This window comes from Parasedimentitalea nitratireducens, from assembly GCF_057444295.1.
The window spans coordinates 362,159-378,017 of the sequence record NZ_JBYAXC010000001.1 but is presented as its reverse complement, the minus strand read 5'-3'; the positions used below and the strand labels follow the sequence as shown (position 1 = coordinate 378,017).

At 56.6% G+C, this 15,859-nt stretch carries 18 protein-coding genes; 13 read left to right on the top strand and 5 right to left on the bottom strand.

The genetic code is table 11. The features are described from left to right. Window positions 1-13: 13 nt before the first annotated feature. From AC2T28_RS01935 to AC2T28_RS01915, 5 genes are all read left to right on the top strand, one after another. Window positions 14-235: a hypothetical protein gene (locus tag AC2T28_RS01935; RefSeq protein ID WP_486747256.1), complete on the top strand. Its 222-nt coding sequence runs from the start codon at window positions 14-16 to the stop codon at window positions 233-235. 115 nt (window positions 236-350) lie between these two features. Continuing rightward, window positions 351-551 (top strand): 50S ribosomal protein L35, encoded by a 201-nt coding sequence (gene rpmI, locus AC2T28_RS01930; protein WP_486747255.1) that lies wholly within the window; start codon window positions 351-353, stop codon window positions 549-551. A gap of 14 nt (window positions 552-565) precedes the next feature. Further along, window positions 566-931, top strand: coding sequence for a 50S ribosomal protein L20 (rplT, locus tag AC2T28_RS01925; protein WP_486747254.1), 366 nt, complete (start codon window positions 566-568; stop codon window positions 929-931). A gap of 106 nt (window positions 932-1,037) precedes the next feature. Next, window positions 1,038-1,979, top strand: coding sequence for a LysR family transcriptional regulator (locus AC2T28_RS01920; protein ID WP_486747253.1), 942 nt, complete (start codon window positions 1,038-1,040; stop codon window positions 1,977-1,979). 74 nt (window positions 1,980-2,053) lie between these two features. Continuing rightward, window positions 2,054-2,758: an NAD(P)H-dependent oxidoreductase gene (locus tag AC2T28_RS01915; RefSeq protein ID WP_486747252.1), complete on the top strand. Its 705-nt coding sequence runs from the start codon at window positions 2,054-2,056 to the stop codon at window positions 2,756-2,758. Between the two features lie 85 nt (window positions 2,759-2,843). Here the strand turns inward: AC2T28_RS01915 and AC2T28_RS01910 are convergent, their stop codons facing one another. The 3 genes from AC2T28_RS01910 to AC2T28_RS01900 form a co-directional block, all read right to left on the bottom strand. Next, window positions 2,844-4,403, bottom strand: a complete 1,560-nt coding sequence (locus tag AC2T28_RS01910) for a hypothetical protein (RefSeq protein WP_486747251.1) — start codon at window positions 4,401-4,403, stop codon at window positions 2,844-2,846. A gap of 210 nt (window positions 4,404-4,613) precedes the next feature. After that, window positions 4,614-5,513 carry an adenylate/guanylate cyclase domain-containing protein gene (locus AC2T28_RS01905; RefSeq protein ID WP_486747250.1) on the bottom strand — a complete coding sequence of 300 codons (900 nt, stop codon included), beginning with the start codon at window positions 5,511-5,513 and terminating at the stop codon, window positions 4,614-4,616. A 93-nt stretch (window positions 5,514-5,606) separates the two neighbouring features. After that, window positions 5,607-6,209, bottom strand: a complete 603-nt coding sequence (locus AC2T28_RS01900) for a pyridoxamine 5'-phosphate oxidase family protein (protein WP_486747249.1) — start codon at window positions 6,207-6,209, stop codon at window positions 5,607-5,609. A gap of 85 nt (window positions 6,210-6,294) precedes the next feature. Between AC2T28_RS01900 and AC2T28_RS01895 the strand changes: the two genes are divergently transcribed. The 3 genes from AC2T28_RS01895 to pheT all read left to right on the top strand — a co-directional run bounded on the left by AC2T28_RS01895 (window position 6,295) and on the right by pheT (window position 10,766). Continuing rightward, window positions 6,295-7,044: an AraC family ligand binding domain-containing protein gene (locus AC2T28_RS01895; protein WP_486747248.1), complete on the top strand. Its 750-nt coding sequence runs from the start codon at window positions 6,295-6,297 to the stop codon at window positions 7,042-7,044. A 103-nt stretch (window positions 7,045-7,147) separates the two neighbouring features. Continuing rightward, a complete protein-coding gene (gene pheS, locus AC2T28_RS01890; RefSeq protein ID WP_486747247.1) occupies window positions 7,148-8,221 on the top strand; it encodes a phenylalanine--tRNA ligase subunit alpha in 1,074 nt (357 codons plus the stop codon). 148 nt (window positions 8,222-8,369) lie between these two features. Continuing rightward, window positions 8,370-10,766 carry a phenylalanine--tRNA ligase subunit beta gene (pheT, locus tag AC2T28_RS01885; RefSeq protein ID WP_486747246.1) on the top strand — a complete coding sequence of 799 codons (2,397 nt, stop codon included), beginning with the start codon at window positions 8,370-8,372 and terminating at the stop codon, window positions 10,764-10,766. Window positions 10,767-10,929: 163 nt separating this feature from the next. Here pheT and AC2T28_RS01880 read toward each other — a convergent pair whose 3' ends face one another. Beyond that, window positions 10,930-11,820 carry a LysR family transcriptional regulator gene (locus AC2T28_RS01880; protein WP_486747245.1) on the bottom strand — a complete coding sequence of 297 codons (891 nt, stop codon included), beginning with the start codon at window positions 11,818-11,820 and terminating at the stop codon, window positions 10,930-10,932. Window positions 11,821-11,903: 83 nt separating this feature from the next. On the opposite strand from AC2T28_RS01880, the gene AC2T28_RS01875 reads away from it, so the two are divergent. The 5 genes from AC2T28_RS01875 to AC2T28_RS01855 all read left to right on the top strand — a co-directional run bounded on the left by AC2T28_RS01875 (window position 11,904) and on the right by AC2T28_RS01855 (window position 14,893). Next, window positions 11,904-12,536: a class I SAM-dependent methyltransferase gene (locus AC2T28_RS01875; RefSeq protein WP_486747244.1), complete on the top strand. Its 633-nt coding sequence runs from the start codon at window positions 11,904-11,906 to the stop codon at window positions 12,534-12,536. Window positions 12,537-12,583: 47 nt separating this feature from the next. Next, window positions 12,584-13,225 (top strand): phosphoribosyltransferase, encoded by a 642-nt coding sequence (locus tag AC2T28_RS01870; protein ID WP_486747243.1) that lies wholly within the window; start codon window positions 12,584-12,586, stop codon window positions 13,223-13,225. Window positions 13,226-13,343: 118 nt separating this feature from the next. Further along, complete coding sequence (locus AC2T28_RS01865; RefSeq protein ID WP_486747242.1) at window positions 13,344-13,793, top strand: YtoQ family protein; 450 nt, start codon at window positions 13,344-13,346, stop codon at window positions 13,791-13,793. Continuing rightward, the gene (locus AC2T28_RS01860) at window positions 13,790-14,311 is read left to right on the top strand and encodes a GNAT family N-acetyltransferase (RefSeq protein WP_486747241.1); all 522 of its coding nucleotides are present in this window, start codon (window positions 13,790-13,792) and stop codon (window positions 14,309-14,311) included. Before AC2T28_RS01865 ends, AC2T28_RS01860 begins: the two co-directional genes overlap by 4 nt. A 129-nt stretch (window positions 14,312-14,440) precedes the next feature. Beyond that, window positions 14,441-14,893: a hypothetical protein gene (locus AC2T28_RS01855; RefSeq protein ID WP_486747240.1), complete on the top strand. Its 453-nt coding sequence runs from the start codon at window positions 14,441-14,443 to the stop codon at window positions 14,891-14,893. A gap of 53 nt (window positions 14,894-14,946) precedes the next feature. Here AC2T28_RS01855 and AC2T28_RS01850 read toward each other — a convergent pair whose 3' ends face one another. Beyond that, complete coding sequence (locus tag AC2T28_RS01850) at window positions 14,947-15,753, bottom strand: mechanosensitive ion channel family protein (protein ID WP_486747239.1); 807 nt, start codon at window positions 15,751-15,753, stop codon at window positions 14,947-14,949. Window positions 15,754-15,859: the final 106 nt, after the last annotated feature.

Sequence of the window (15,859 nt, the reverse complement as noted above, 5' to 3'; positions counted from 1 at the left end):
TGAGGTGATTGTTATGGATACCGATTTGGCCCTGATTTTGGGGTTGGTGGTCCTCGGGTTTTCGATCCCGTCGATCCTATCTGCGATAAGCGAGAGACGGCCCCCGCGGGCCTCGGTGCTAACCATACTAATTGGCTTTGGGTTGTTGTTCTATGCAATGACAACCCATCCCGGCGGCTATCAGATTGATCAGATCCCGGATGTGTTTTTCGCAGTAATCGGCAGATATTTCTGAGAATCATCTTGCTCTTGTTGTCAGGCTTTCGTAAAGGGCAGCTCTGATCGCGCGACCGGCCGAATGTGGCATGCCGTGTTGCGTGAAAACCGAACCCGAACCATAGGAGACGGAAATGCCCAAAATGAAGACTAAGTCGAGCGCTAAAAAGCGCTTTAAGGTCAGCGCGACCGGTAAGGTCATGGCAAGCCAGGCTGGCAAACAGCACGGCATGATCAAGCGTACCAAGAAATTCATCCGTAACGCACGCGGCACAACTGCCCTCTCAGCTCCTGATGCGAAGATCATCAAGAGCTTCATGCCCTACGACCGTTAAGAGGAGCACGTAATATGTCCCGCGTAAAAGGTGGTGTTAAAACCCACGCCCGTCATCGGAAAATCGTCAAGGCAGCCAAAGGTTACTACGGCCGTCGTAAAAGTGTCTTTAAGGTAGCTACGCAGGCTGTCGACAAGGCCAACCAGTACGCAACTCGCGACCGGAAGAATCGTAAGCGGAATTTCCGCGCACTGTGGATCCAGCGTATCAACGCTGCTGTTCGTAGCCACGACGAAGCCCTGACATACAGCCGTTTCATCAACGGTCTGAACCTGGCCGGTATCGAAGTTGACCGTAAGGTTCTGGCTGACCTGGCCGTACACGAGCCCGAAGCATTCGGTGCCATCGTACGTCAGGCACAGGACGCACTGGCTGCTTAAGCGCCAGAAGCACACTAATAGATTTAAGGCCGCTCCATCGGGGGCGGCCTTTTTCGTTTGTAGAGTTCAGTCTAAGTTCACACCATGAATGTGACCGGGGGCAGATGTGTCGTTTGATCTTAAAAGTCTGGAATTGTTTGTCCGGGTTGCTGCACTGGGGGCGATTGGGCGGGCCGGGATGGAGTTCAATCTGTCGTCGACCAATGCAACGCACCGGATCAAGGCGCTCGAGGCTGAGCTGCAGGTGAAGCTGCTGAACCGCACCACGCGGGCGGTATCGCTGACGCCTGATGGTGAGGTTTTTCTGGAGCATGCCAAAACCATTCTGAATAGCGTTGAAAATGCGCGAACAGATTTGTCCCGGACGACACAATCGGTGTCGGGGATGGTGCGCGTCACCGCCTCGGCTTCGTTTGGGCGCACGCATATTGTGCCGTTTGTGCCCGAGTTCTTGCGCCTTTATCCTGAAGTGCAGTTGGATTTGAACCTGACAGATGCGGTCGTTGATATCGTGGAGCAGGGCTATGATCTGGCGTTTCGGATGGACAAACTGGCACCGTCTACACTGATGGCGCAGAAAATTGATGGTAACCCGATTATCCTTGTGGCTTCGCCAGAGTACCTTGCGCAACGGGGGACACCTGAGCGCCCCGAGGATCTGCGCAATCATGATTTTCTGGCCTTGGGAGACCGTCAGGCCTGGCATTTGTTTGATAAAGATGGCGGCGAGCATCGGGTGCGCGGGACTATTGCCGCGCGTAGCAATTTTGGTGATGCGCTGATCGAATGGGCGATGGCGGGAATGGGAATTGCCCATGCTGCCCTGTGGCATGTTGGCCCCGAGATCGAATCTGGCCAGTTGGTTGCTGTGTTGCCTGAGTATAAAGTTCTGCCGGGTCGCAATATTTGGGCGGTACGTCCGCCAGGGCGCTTGATGCCGGTCCGGGTGAAGGTTTTTCTGGATTTCATGCAGGCGCAGATCGTTGCAACCAACCAGAAAAACTATGGGGCGATCCTCCCTGAATTATCCCGATTTGTGGGAAAATGATTTCCTGATTGTGTCAATAGTCGCAGGGGGGGCGGTGGATTAGGTCTGTGCTCAGATCAAATCGGAGATGCCAAATGAAAGACCTAGTCAACACAACCGACGTTCAAAACCAGATTGTCGAAGCTTTTGAATTCCGCCACGCAGCCAAGGTTTTTGACCCCGACCGCAAAGTCAGCGACAGCGAGTTTGGTACCATTCTGGACGCTGCGCGTCTGTCGCCGTCGTCCTTTGGGATGGAGCCCTGGCAGCTGTTGATTGTTCAGGACCCAGACAAGCGAGAGCTGCTCCGCCCGTTCACATGGGGGGCAAGTGGTGAGATGAACGGCACCGAGGGTCAGCTGCGGACTGCTAGCCACTTTGGCATTTTTCTGGCCCATACCGATGTCACCATGTCGCATGAGTCTGAGTACCCATGGAAGCATGCGGTGGAGGTGAAAAAGTTCCCCGAGGAGGCTATCGCAGGTTTCAAAGGTGCCTATAGCAAGTTCCGTACCGATGATTTCAAGATCGAGACCGAACGCCAGACAACGGACTGGGGCGCGCGTCAGGCCTATATCGCACTTGGTAACGTGATGACTGCGGCGGCGATGATGGGGATCGATTCCTGCCCTATCGAAGGCTTCGATGTCGCCCAGGCAAGTGCAACTTTGGAGGAGCACTTTGGAATTGATCCCAAGCTGTACAAACCTGCCGTCATGGTGGCCTTTGGCTATCGCGCTGGACCGCCGATGTTCCCAAAAACCCGACGCGAGATGGATCAGATTGTTAGCTGGTTCTAATCGGCTACGTAGATCGTTTTTGAAATTGTGAGATCAGTGAAGTGCAGCCCAACAAACCGGGCTGCACTTCTTGTTTGAGCTCCGGTCACCGCCACAGCTGCGATAGTTCGGCACCAAGCAGGATGTTGGACACCTGGCTGCCAAAGGGACGTGAGCGAAACCTGTGGTCCTGTTCCGCCTGAGCCATGGCCTGCTGCGCGGTGCTGAGAAAGTCGTCAGTGTAAATTCCAAGCTCTTTGACCTTGGGGAGAGCGCTGTCGAAATCCTCTTTGATGATCTCCATGGGATCGCGTGAAGTCTCTTCTGGCGGGACGGCTTCCAAGGCGGGGCTGCGGAACAGCTCTCCGCTGGTATCTACGTCCTGTCCGAGATTGGAAAACCGCCTGCGAAAGGCGAGTGAGGCGGTGTCAAAGCCCGGGTAGTCTTCTTCGAATGGGGCCTGCAGCAGATCGGGCGCCATATTGGCGATGATGTCTGCCAGAACCAGCCCCATCTTCCAGTCTTCGGCGGTGCAATGATCCGAGGCGGCTCGCAGCAGTTGGCTGGACAATGGCGTGACGGCATTGAACATGCGCGACCGCCGCCCGTGGTGCATTCTGTCGCGGTAACTGCGGTAGAGCAGGGTGAATTCATCGCAGTCGGAATAAGCCGTTTTTCTTTGATGTTCGAGATCTGACAAAAAGCGCTGCAACAGTTCCTTGCGGGTGGTTTCGCAGCCAAATCTTTTGGTGGCGCGGTTAAAGTAGGTTTCCACATCTGGCGCGGAGCCAAAGGAGCGGCGATAGCGATTACTTTCGCCGCCGTGACCGCTGATCCAGAAATGAGTAGAGTCGCGATAGACAATCGGGAACATGATTTGGTGGTAGGCGCCCAGATGCTGGTGCTTCCAGGCCTCATACCCGTGCGTGCCGTGGATGCTTCGCTTGCCCAGTACATCTTGGGCGCCACGGTTTATGTCGATCCCAAGGTTCGTGCAGATGTCCCGTGAAATGTCAAAGTCGATGCCAGCGGTTTCGCGTGAGTTGAAGTGGACGCGTTCGTTGAGTGAGGTGCCCAGCAGGCGTGCGGCAAACAGCATGAGCGCCATCACGGTTCTGGAATCCCGTCCGCCGGTCAGGTCACATGTGATATCTGCATCCGATTGCAACATGGTGCAGCAACGGCCGACAGCGGTGATCAGATAAGTCCGCAGCGCTTTTCGATAGCGGTCTTCATCCTCAAACCTCGGTTTCTGGGTCCAGATTGGTTCAACCGAGACGGTGTCCCCGTTTGGGTCGTGGTTAATTGCAATTTGCTGACCGGGGGGGAGTAGCTTAATTTCTTTGACCCCCATCGACAGGAGAGAGGTCTGAAAGCCAAGAGAGCGTTCGATGCGGTGCCCATGCAGGCTGAGCAGGTCAGGCGTTAAAGTACCGGAGCCGCGGTGCACGTGTCGTGCTAGCGTCAGGAAGGAGTTGGAAACAGCCCAGTTAGACCCGCTTTGATACAGGAATAATGTCGAGTATCCGCCAAAATCGGTGCCAATGATTGTTCGGTCACCTTGCCGGTTTACAACCACATACGAGCCATCTTGGCCTGGCTTGATCACCTTGTGTCGACGGGCTTTGAATTTGCTGTAACCGGCGTTGCCGCAAATCATATCCACCCCGTCATAGGCAAACCCATGCAGCGCATGATCTGGCAGAGCGGTGTCGGGCGAAAAGACTATGGTCTCGTTCTGGATGGCTATTCCTCCGGCTGGTTTTTGGACGTTCCGGGGTATTCACTTGATATTGTTAGCCTATCTAGTTCGATTTTTCACGTCGTTTTGTTTTTTCTCTTTTCGGGCCAAATCTGGGGGGATTTGAGAGGGATATTACTCAGGTTGTGACATGATTTTCCGCCCTAGACCTAGCAACAGCGCGGCCCCAGCTGGCCATAGGACCCAAGGGTATCCGCTCCAGCTAAATAGGTTCACCATGGCAAGGGCCGTGATGATGACCAGTGTCTTTGCGGGGATGATGCCGCGGATTGAGGCCGGGATCAGGTGGTCGCCCCATTTCAACCCGGCGACAGTTGCTGCTGCAAGGATCGGCCAATGGGCCCAGAGTGATCCGCCTGTAGCCAAGTTGACAAGCACCAGCGCGCCGCTCAGCAGGGCGAGAAGCATTGCAAGGCGGGCCAGAGTGATCTCGGGGCGGGTGGTGTGTTCGGTGGCGACGTGGAGCGCTGCTTTGGGTTTTGCTTTGCGGCGAAAAGACAGACCTGGTTTGCTCATGGCGATGCGATAAATTGGGACATCTTCTGCCAGATTGCGGGGGCGTTTTTCACCTAAGTATTCAAAGCCGATGGTCAGCTTGCTGTGCACCTGATCATAGACTTGTTGCGAGATTAGCACGCCGCCGGGATCGGCCATTGTTTGCAGGCGGGCGGCAAGGTTCACGCCTTCGCCGATCAGGTCGTCACCATCAACGATCACGTCACCTAGATGGACGCCGATCCTAAACTGCAAGCTGCCATCGCGATTGCTGAGTTCGCGTTGCGCCTCGATGGCGCATTGCGCGGCTTCGACCGGTGACGGAAAGTCGGCGATGAAACCATCACCCGCAGTATTGGCAATGCGGCCCCCGTGGCGGGTGATGAGTTTGCCAAAGATATCCTTGGCAGCATTCAGTTCGGCATAGGTGCCAACCTCGTCGGCATCCATGGCCTGACTATACCCTGCAGCATCCGCGGCAAGAATGGTGGTGAGCTTGCGAGTAACCTTGTCGGGCATGGGGTGGCTTCTGTGGTTGTTGCCCTCGCAACATGGGCGGAGCCGCACCATGTTGCAAGGTATCGCAAAAAGGGAAGCCCGTTTTGTTTTAGCCTACCACATCCGAGGTTTTGCGTATTCGGCATAGCCTTTGTCATAGGCTTCGCCCTCAAAGTCTTCCTTTTGTTCTTTGATGAACTGACCAGCCGTTGGCACTTGGCTGCTTTCATCTTCACCGCTCCAGATTTTGGACCGCATTATCGCCTTGGCGCACTGGAAATACATCTCGTCGATGGTGATGACGGCGACGGTGGCGGGTAGGATGTTTTTGCGCTCGAAGAAAGCGCGGGCTTGTTCGTCTGCTGTCAGGACTGCAGTGCCGTTGACGCGCACCACGTTGTTGCAGCCAGGAACCATGAACATCAGGCTGACGCGACTGTCGCGCACGATGTTGCGCAAGCAGTCGATCCGGTTGTTGCCGCGCCAGTCGGGCAGCCACAGGGTTTTGTCATCGGCAATATGCACCACCGGGCCATCATCACCGCGCGGGCTGGCATCGGTGCCTTCGGGGCCCACAGTCGACAGCACGGTGAACCGGGCTTGATTGATCCATTGGCGGTACATCGGGGTCATCTGATCAGCCACTTTGGTCAATGAGGCCGGAACAGGCTCGTTATAGTGGGTGTGCAAAGTCTCTAGATCTGTAATCGGCGTCATTTGGGGCCCTCCTGCGGGCAAATTAGCTTGCCCTTTTGGCGTGATGGGGTCAAATTTCACGCAATTGGGCCAAAATTTTTGAACAATGAAGCTAAGACGTACAACATCCGCTGATGCGCTCCAATCGCTGCCGCACGAGGTGGCGACCCATCGCCGAACATACGGTGATGGCTATGTGTCCAGCTTGCATGCTCATTCAAGGCACCAGTTGGTCTATGCAGTATCGGGCCTGTATATGGCACAGGCGGATAGCACCACCTGGGCGGTGCCGGCCGGATCTGGATTGTTGGTGCCAGCGCATATGCCGCATGAGATACGGATGAGCAGCGAGGTGCAGATGCAGTCGCTGTATGTGGATGTTTCTGCGCCCGGTGCAGACACCATGTGCCGCTGTCGCGTGGTGAGTATTTCGCCTTTATTGGCCTGTTTGATTGATGAGTTGGGGGTGATGGGTAACCCATGGCCGATGCCGTCGCGCGCGCAGCATCTGAGCCAGCTGATCCTGATTGAATTTCTGGTAGCCCCTGTATCGCCTTTGGCTTTGCCATACCCCGCCGATACGCGGTTGCGGCAGGTCTGTGACGCCTTGGTAGCAGACCCGGCCCTGGCGCGCAGCATTGATCACTGGGCGGATGATATCGGGCTGAGCCGACGGTCGTTTACGCGCAAGTTTCAGCTCGAAACCGGGTTGAGCTTTGGCAAGTGGCAACAGCGGCTGCGCTGCCAAGAGGCGTTGCGCAGGTTGGCGCAGGGGCAGCATATGGCGCGGGTGGCGCAAGAGCTGGGTTATGCCTCGGCTCAGTCGCTACGCGAGATGATGCAACGGTTGGTCTGAAAAGACACGCATATCGGGCACAGTGTCATAATGACGTATCTGGAATACTTGCTTTCACCGGCGGCTGTGATAGCAGGGCCTAAGCGAAATTCAGGGGACCGTCATGGACGATCTTAAGTCAAAATATCTAAGCCAAATTGCCGATGCAGGTGATGAAAACGCGCTGGAGACCATCCGGGTCGCCGCCGTGGGCAAAAAAGGCGAAGTGGCGCTAAAGATGCGCGAACTGGGCAAGATGACGCCCGAAGAGCGCCAGGTGGCCGGTCCGGCGCTGAACGCGCTGAAGGACGAAATCAATTCGGCCATCGCCGCGAAAAAGGCCGGTCTGGCCGATGCCGCGCTGGACGAACGTCTGCGCACTGAGTGGCTGGACGTGACGCTGCCAACCCGCGCCACGCGCACCGGTACGCTGCATCCCATCAGTCAGGCTCAGGAAGAGCTGACCGCGATCTTTGCCGAGCTGGGATTCTCGGTTGCCGAAGGGCCGCGCATTGATACCGACTGGTATAACTTTGACGCGCTGAATATCCCCGGCCACCACCCTGCACGGGCCGAGATGGACACGTTTTATATGCACCGCGCCGAGGGCGACGACCGCCCGCCGCATGTGTTGCGTACCCATACCTCGCCGGTTCAAATCCGCTCGATGGAGAAGATGGGCGCGCCGCTGCGTATCATCTGTCCGGGTGGCGTATACCGCGCTGACTATGACCAGACCCACACGCCGATGTTCCACCAGGTCGAAGGTCTGGCGCTGGACAAAGACATCTCGATGGCGAACCTGAAATGGACGCTGGAGGAATTTGTGAAGTCGTTCTTTGAGGTTGATGACGTCGAGCTACGCTTCCGCGCCAGCCACTTCCCGTTTACCGAGCCATCGGCCGAGGTTGATATTCGTTGTTCGTGGAAAGACGGGACGCTGAAGATCGGCGAGGGCGACGACTGGATGGAGATCCTGGGTTCTGGCATGGTGCACCCCAAGGTGATCGCCGCCGGTGGGATCGACCCCGAGATCTATCAGGGCTTTGCTTTTGGAATCGGTATTGACCGTCTGGCGATGCTGAAATACGGCATCCCCGATCTGCGCGCGTTCTTTGATAGCGACCTGCGCTGGCTGCGCCACTACGGTTTCCAGTGTCTGGACATGCCGAGCCTGCATGGCGGTTTGAGCCGGTGACGCTGACTTTCCATGACCGCGGGGCATGTGCCCCGCATCGCGACCGACCCGCCCCCATGGGCGGGCGCGATTGCGCCCACCCCGGGCCGGACGCGATGCTCCGTTTCCGTATTACAGTGACGACACATCTCCCCGAGGAGAAGAACCGATGAAATTCACTCTTTCCTGGCTGAAAGATCACCTCGACACTGACGCATCAGTGGACGAAATCGCCGAGACTCTGACCGATCTGGGTCTGGAAGTCGAAGAGATCAGCAACCCGGCTGAGCGGCTCAAGGATTTTACCCTGGGCTATGTCAAGCACGCCGAAAAGCACCCCGATGCGGATAAGCTGCGGGTGTGCAAAGTCGACACGGATGAGGGCGAGATGCAGATCATCTGCGGCGCGCCCAACGCTCGTGAAGGCATCACCGTGGTGGTCTGTAAGCCGGGCATGTATATTCCCGGTCTGGATATCACCATCGGCGTCGGCAAAATCCGTGGTGTCGAAAGCTATGGCATGATGGCATCCGAGCGTGAGCTGGAGCTGTCGGACGAGCATGATGGCATCATCGAACTTCCCTCGGGTGCGGTGGGTGACAAGTTCATCGACTGGCTGGCTGAAAATGATCCGTCCAAAGTAGATACGGTGATCGAGATTGCGATCACCCCGAACCGCCCGGATGCGCTGGGGATTTACGGCATTGCCCGTGATCTGGCCGCCCGTGGTTTGGGTACGCTGAAGACCAAGGACTACGCTCCGGTCGAAGGCAGCTTTGCCAGCCCGATCAATGTGACTATCGACGAAGACACGCTGGATGGCTGTCCATTGTTTAGTGGTCGTCTGATCAAAGGTGTGCAGAATGGCCCCAGCCCGCAGTGGCTGCAAGACCGCCTGACTGCAATTGGCCTGCGTCCGATCTCGAAACTGGTGGATATCACCAACTTTTTCACATTCGACCAGAACCGCCCACTGCACGTGTTTGATGCGACCAAGGTCCAGGGGGATCTGCGGATCCACCGGGCGCAGGGCGGCGAAACTCTGATGGCGCTGGACGACAAAGAATACACCTTTGGCGCTGGCCAAATGGTGATTTCGGATGACAACGGCCCCGAGAGTGTTGCCGGCATCATGGGTGGTCTGGAAACCGGCTGCACCGAGGACACTGTTGATGTGTTCCTGGAAAGTGCGTTCTGGGATCATGTGCAGATTGCCCTGACCGGGCGGGCGCTGAAGATCAACTCTGATGCGCGTTACCGATTTGAGCGTGGCGTGGACCCGGAATTCACCCTCGAAGGGCTGGAACTGGCGACGCAGATGATCTTGGATCTGTGCGGTGGTGAGGCTTCTGAGGTTGTGATTGCTGGCGACGTGCCGAACCATGCGCGGTCTTACAAACTCGATACTGCGCGGGTGCAGTCGCTGGTCGGAATGGATATCCCCGAGGCTGAGCAGCGCCAGACGTTGACCCATCTGGGTTTCCGCCTGGAAGGCAACATGGCGCATGTGCCCAGCTGGCGCCCTGATGTGCAGGGTTCGGCTGATCTGGTTGAGGAAGTGGCGCGGATTGCATCGCTGACCAAGCTGGTTGGCAAACCGCTGCCGCGCATTACTGATGGTATTCCCAAGCCGGTGATGACACCGCAGCAGCGCCGCCAGCAGATGGCACGCCGCACCTGCGCTGCGCTGGGCTACAACGAGGTGGTTAGCTACACCTTTATCGACCAACCCTCGGCGGCGCTGTTTGGTGGTGGTGATGATGCCACTATGCTGGCGAATCCAATTTCATCCGAAATGTCACATCTGCGTCCGGCGCTGTTGCCTGGCCTGTTGCAGGCGGCGGCACGCAATCAGGCGCGTGGTTATATGGATCTGGCGATGTTTGAGGTTGGTCCTGCATTCCATGGCGGAGAGCCTGGGGAGCAGCACAACTTGATCACCGGTCTGCTGGTTGGACGTAACGGACCCAAAGACGTGCATGGTGAATCCCGTGCTGTTGATGTGTTTGATGCCAAGGCCGATATCGAAGCGGTACTGGCTGCGATTGGTGCGCCTGCCAAGGTGCAGATCCTGCGCGGCGCGCAGGGGTGGTGGCATCCGGGGCGTCACGGCAAGATCTGTCTCGGACCGAAAAAGGTCATGGGTGTCTTTGGTGAATTGCACCCCAAGGTGCTGTCTGAAATGGGCATCAAGGGTGATGCAGTTGCCTTCACCATCTGGCCAGATGAGATCCCGATGCCGCGTAAAACTGGCGCGTCCCGTGGCGCATTGAACCAGAGCGATCTGCAGGCGGTTGAGCGTGACTTTGCCTTTGTGGTGGATGACAGCGTTGAGGCGCTGACGCTGGTCAATGCAGCTGGTGGGGCCGACAAGGCGCTGATCACCAATGTGCGTGTGTTCGATGAATTCATCGGCGGCAGCCTGGGTGAGGGCAAGAAATCACTGGCCATCACCGTGCGCTTGCAACCCAAGGACAAGACGCTGAAGGAAAAGGACATCGAGGCCGTTAGCGAGAAGATCGTGGCCAAAGTGACCAAGGCAACCGGCGGTACGCTGCGCGGGTAATCTAAGTTTAAACTGAGAATAAAGGGCGCGTCCCATTGGGGTGCGTTTTTTGTATTGGTAATGTTTATCCACAAAAGGGCCGCGCCTGACCTTGGGGAGGTGCAAAGCGCCTTCCCGTGGGGAAGGTCAGGCGCGGCCCGGCGGTGCCGGTCAGTGTGTTGTTTTAGTTTTCCGACAAGAACTCAGCCAATGTATCAAACACCAACCGGATACTGCGGCTGCTGTGCAGCTCGCGGTGGGTGACCAGCCAGATCGGGATCATAAACGGTTCGATATCAGGCAGGACCCGCACCATCTCGGGTGTTTTATCGCCAAGAATGGTGCTCATCGGGATGATGCCAAGACCTCGTTTTGCCAGCTCCCACCCCACCAATCCGCTTTCTGAGCCGCAGGGGAAATTCTGTTCGGTTACGGTCATCCCCAGCGGGGCAAGGGCCTCGATCATTCGTTCAGCAGAGCCAAAGCTGATAAGATCGTGCCGAGACATATCTGCGAGTGTCATTGGTGCGCCGTGTTGGTCCAGATAGTCTTGGCTGGCGTAGAAATGGGCGGGCAGGTCGTTCAGTTTGCGGGCAATCAGATCAGGTTGTTCCGGTTGCACGTGGCGTATGGCAATGTCGGCCTCGCGGCGCATCAAATCCCGGATGTCATTGGCGGCGATGATCTCGACGTGCAGGTCGGGTGCCCTGTGCCGTAGCGCATGTACCACGTCGGGCAGGCGGTGGGCTGAGAAGACATCGCTGGCGGTGATCTTGACCCGTCCGGCAATGCTTTGTGATTGCCCTGATGCTGTCAGGGCGACTTGTTCGGCTGCGGCTGCCATCGGGCGCAGATGCTCTAGCAGGTCCAGCCCTGCCTGCGTGAGTTCCAGCTGCTTGCCGATGCGTTCGAACAACAGCATGTCCAACTCAGCCTCTAGCGCGGCGACCTGGCGGCTGAGGGTGGGTTGGGTTTGGCCTAGCTGACAGGCGGCGGCCGACAGGGAACCAGCTTCGGCCGTGGTCAGAAAGGCGCGCAAGTGGTTCCAGTTCAGGTCTTTGGGAAGGATGCTCATACGTTATTGTATAAGCAGCCTGCGATTTTCGGCAATTCCCGTATGGATGAATAGCAGTTAGTTATCGCCCAAAGGAGACAGCCATGCAACAGAGTGCTCAGTTCTGGGACAATGCCGCGGCCAAATACGCGAAGTCCAAAATCGGTGATCCCGAAGCCTATGAGACCACATTGGCGCGGACCCGGTCCTATTTAAAGGCCGGGGATCACGCGCTGGAATTGGGGGCAGGGACCGGAACTACCGCACTGCATCTGGCGGGATCGGTGGCACGCTATACGGTGAGTGATGGGTCGTCAGCAATGATCGACATCGCGCGCGAGAAGGTCTGGGATGCCGGGGCGACCAACCTTGAGTTTGCGGTCTGTGATATTGAGGGCGCGCCGGATGGGCCGTTTGATGTGGTTCTGGCGTTTAACCTGCTGCATTTGGTCGAAGATCTGGATGGTGCCTTGAGCCGCATCCAGTCGTTGGTTAAGCCCGGTGGTTTGTTCATATCCAAGAGCCTTTGTGAGCCAGAGAACGGAGCAAGCTGGAAGTTTCGTTTGTTGCGGATGGTGGTTCCGCTGATGCAGATGATGGGCAAGGCGCCGTTTGTTGCCTTTCGCCGGATGGAAGATTTCGAACGCCAAATCACCGATGCGGGGTTTGAGATCGTTGAGACCGGCGATTACCCGGCCAAGCCACCGAGCCATTTTGTTGTCGCGCGCCGTGTATAAGTGATGATCTCTGGCCGCTTTGCGCTAGGTCGCAAGGCGGAGGGGATATGTTTGAAGACCGCACATCCGCAGGAGAGTTGTTGGCGCTGCAACTGCTGGACATTCCGCTGACCGATCCAGTGGTTTTGGCTTTGCCACGCGGAGGCGTACCAGTGGCCGTGCCGGTTGCGCGCGCGTTACAGGCTCCGCTGGATCTGATTTTGGTGCGAAAGATCGGCACCCCAGGAAATCCAGAACTTGCCTCGGGTGCGGTTGTTGAGGGAGCAGAGCCGGTATTCAACACCACGCTTCTGTTGGCCTTGCACCTTACCCCTGATGATTTCGCAGCCACGGTCGCCCGAAAACGAGATGAGATCCGGGAGCGTCGCCAGCAGTTTCTTGGCGATCAGCCGCCTGTACCTTTGCTAGGAAGGTCTGCGGTGGTGGTGGATGACGGTATAGCCACGGGGTCAACTGTGCAGGCCGCCTTGCGGGGGCTGCAGCAACGCGGTGCCTGCGATGTTGTTGTCGCGGTACCTGTCGCCCCAATGGATCGTATTGTAGAGCTGGAAGGCAGGGGTGTTAAGGTCGTGTGCCTGCTGTGCCCTGATCGTTTCTGGGCGGTAGGGGCCTACTATAACGATTTCAAGCAGGTTTCGGGTGATACCGTTGCCGAGCAACTTGCGGCCTATGCTGAGACCCGCAAATGACCTGCTGTCTGCCTAGTTTAAGTGTTTTATGCGAAACTGTTTTTTGCAGGCCTGCGTGGCTGGCAGCAGTGGAGTGTGATAGAGCGTCACGAAGAGTGAGAAACAAGGGATATTGGCCATGACACTAAGCATTTACCTGTCAGGGGAAATTCACACCGACTGGCGCGAGCAGATCATTGAAGGCGCTAAGGGGTTGGATGTGACATTCAACAGCCCGGTGACCGATCACGGTGCCAGTGATGACTGTGGCGTGGCAATCCTGGGCGCCGAAGACAACAAATTCTGGCATGACCACAAGGGTGCCAAGGTCAACGCAATCCGCACCCGTAAGGGTATCGAGGGTGCCGACATTGTGGTGGTGCGTTTTGGCGAGAAATACAAGCAGTGGAACGCTGCCTTTGACGCTGGCTATGCCGCAGCGCTGGGTAAATCGATCATTGTATTGAACCCACCCGAGCATCAGCATGCGCTGAAAGAGGTTCACGCAGCCGCATTGGCCGTGGCCGAGGAGCCGCATCAGGTGGTTGAGATCCTGACCTATGTTCTGAGTGGTAAATTGCCAGCATGAGTGCACCAATTCTAGAGACGGAACGTCTGATCCTTCGTCCGCATCGGGCAGATGATTTTGATGATTTGGCTGCAATGTGGGCCGATCCTAAGGTGGTGGAATTCATCAGTGGCAAGCCTTCGTCCACTGGTGATTCCTGGTCCCGCTTGCTGCGCTACATGGGGCACTGGCAGGCCTTGGACTACGGGTTCTGGGCGGTGACCGACAAAGAGACGGGCGCTTTTCTGGGTGAGGTCGGGTTTGCCGATTTCAAGCGGGACATAGAGCCGTCGCTGGGTGGCCATCCCGAGTGCGGTTGGGTGATGGCTTCGGCTGCCCATGGGCGCGGGCTTGCGACCGAGGCGGTGAGCCGGATCCACCAGTGGGCGGATGAGGAGAGAGACTGGAAAGAAACAGTCAGCATCTTTCACCCAGAACACACCGGGTCCCATAACGTGGCACGCAAAGTCGGTTATGAGGTCAGCGGCGAGGCCGATTTCGCTGGCCTGCCAACCCTGGTGATGCGTCGGGTAAAGTAGAGACGGGCGCCAGCTTTGGCGCCCCGATCAACGGTTCTTTAATAGCGACAGATTAAGCTGCGGGTTCAACGCACATTTGCGGCAAGCAAAGTGACGTTAGTCAATGTAGGCTCCACTAGCGGAATAATAATGCAGAACCGTCGCAGACAACCTTCTGAGATCACACCTGAAATTGAAGACACTGGCCTCTTTACGACCGAGGTTGGGGAATTTGCGATTGAACTGGTTCCACAGATCAGTCGCAGCAGTCGAAATGACTTGGTGGTTAGAGGGTTTGTTAAAAAAAATATCGCGATTTCAGTTGTTTTTGCTGGCAGACGCACGAAAGAAGCACCTCCGGTGGAGGCGCGGCTAAAGACATTGCTGTCGCAGGCTTCGCGGGCTGCCGCTGTGTCAAAAAAGCCAGCGCCCGATCTGGACAGCATTCGGTTGCCAATTCGGGTCGAGGGATCCTGGCGGCCCAGATTTGAACGAGATGAGTCAGGCTGGGAAAAACGCAGCTATCAACTATTGGCGTCGCGTTGGGGTTTCATTGATCATGATGGCATGACCAGCCTTGGTGGTAAGCCACCAACGGCCTAAAGAAAACGCCCCGCAAAAGCGGGGCGTTCTTTGTTTTAGATGAAGGCTGGAAATCAGCCTTTCTTTTGAATTTCCACGCTGTGCGGATATGGGATCGAGATGCCTTCGGCGTCGAACGCTTCTTTGACCGCTTGGGTCATAGCAAATTTCAGTTCCCAGTAATCGGCAGCCTCGCACCAGATACGAGTGGTCAGATCAACCGAGCTGTCGCCCAGATTGGTGACGCGCACCCATGGCTCTGGATCTTTTAGAACGCGTGTGTCAGCAGCAACCTGCTGCAGAATGATCTCTTTGGCTTTGTTGGCGTCGTCGCCATAATCAATGCCAAATACCAGATCGACGCGGCGTGTTTCGTGATGCGAGAAGTTGGTGATGACCGAGCCCCAGGCTTGGCCATTGGGGATGATAATCTGCACGTTGTCAGGGGTCGCGAGTTCGGTGATGAACAGGTTCAGGTCTTTGACGGTGCCGGATGTGCCGCCAATATCTACGTACTGGCCGAGTTTGTAGGGGCGGAACAGCACCAGCATGAAACCGGCTGCCAGATCGCTCAGGGTGCCTTGCAGCGCCAGGCCGATGGCCAGAGTGGCAGCGCCCATCATGGCGACCAGGCTGGTGGCCTCAATGCCGAACAGGCCCAGAACTGCGATTATGACAACTGCAATCAGCGCCCAGCGGATCATGCTGGCGACAAAGTTGCCCAGAGTTGGGTCGATTTCCGGTGTTGCGTTAATCCGTTTGCGAATAGCGCCTGCGATCATGCCGGCAACCATCCAACCTACGACCAGAACGACAAGCGCTTTGATGGCGTTCAATACCATTGGCCAATAGGCAAAACCCTGCTCTACTAAGTCTTCCATCAAAATCTCTCCGTTTAACAAATTTGGGTGCTGTGATGCATTCGCGCTCCCTTAATGCAGGGTTTTTACTGGGTAAAGACAATTTTAGGCAAATGTTTCCGGCTGG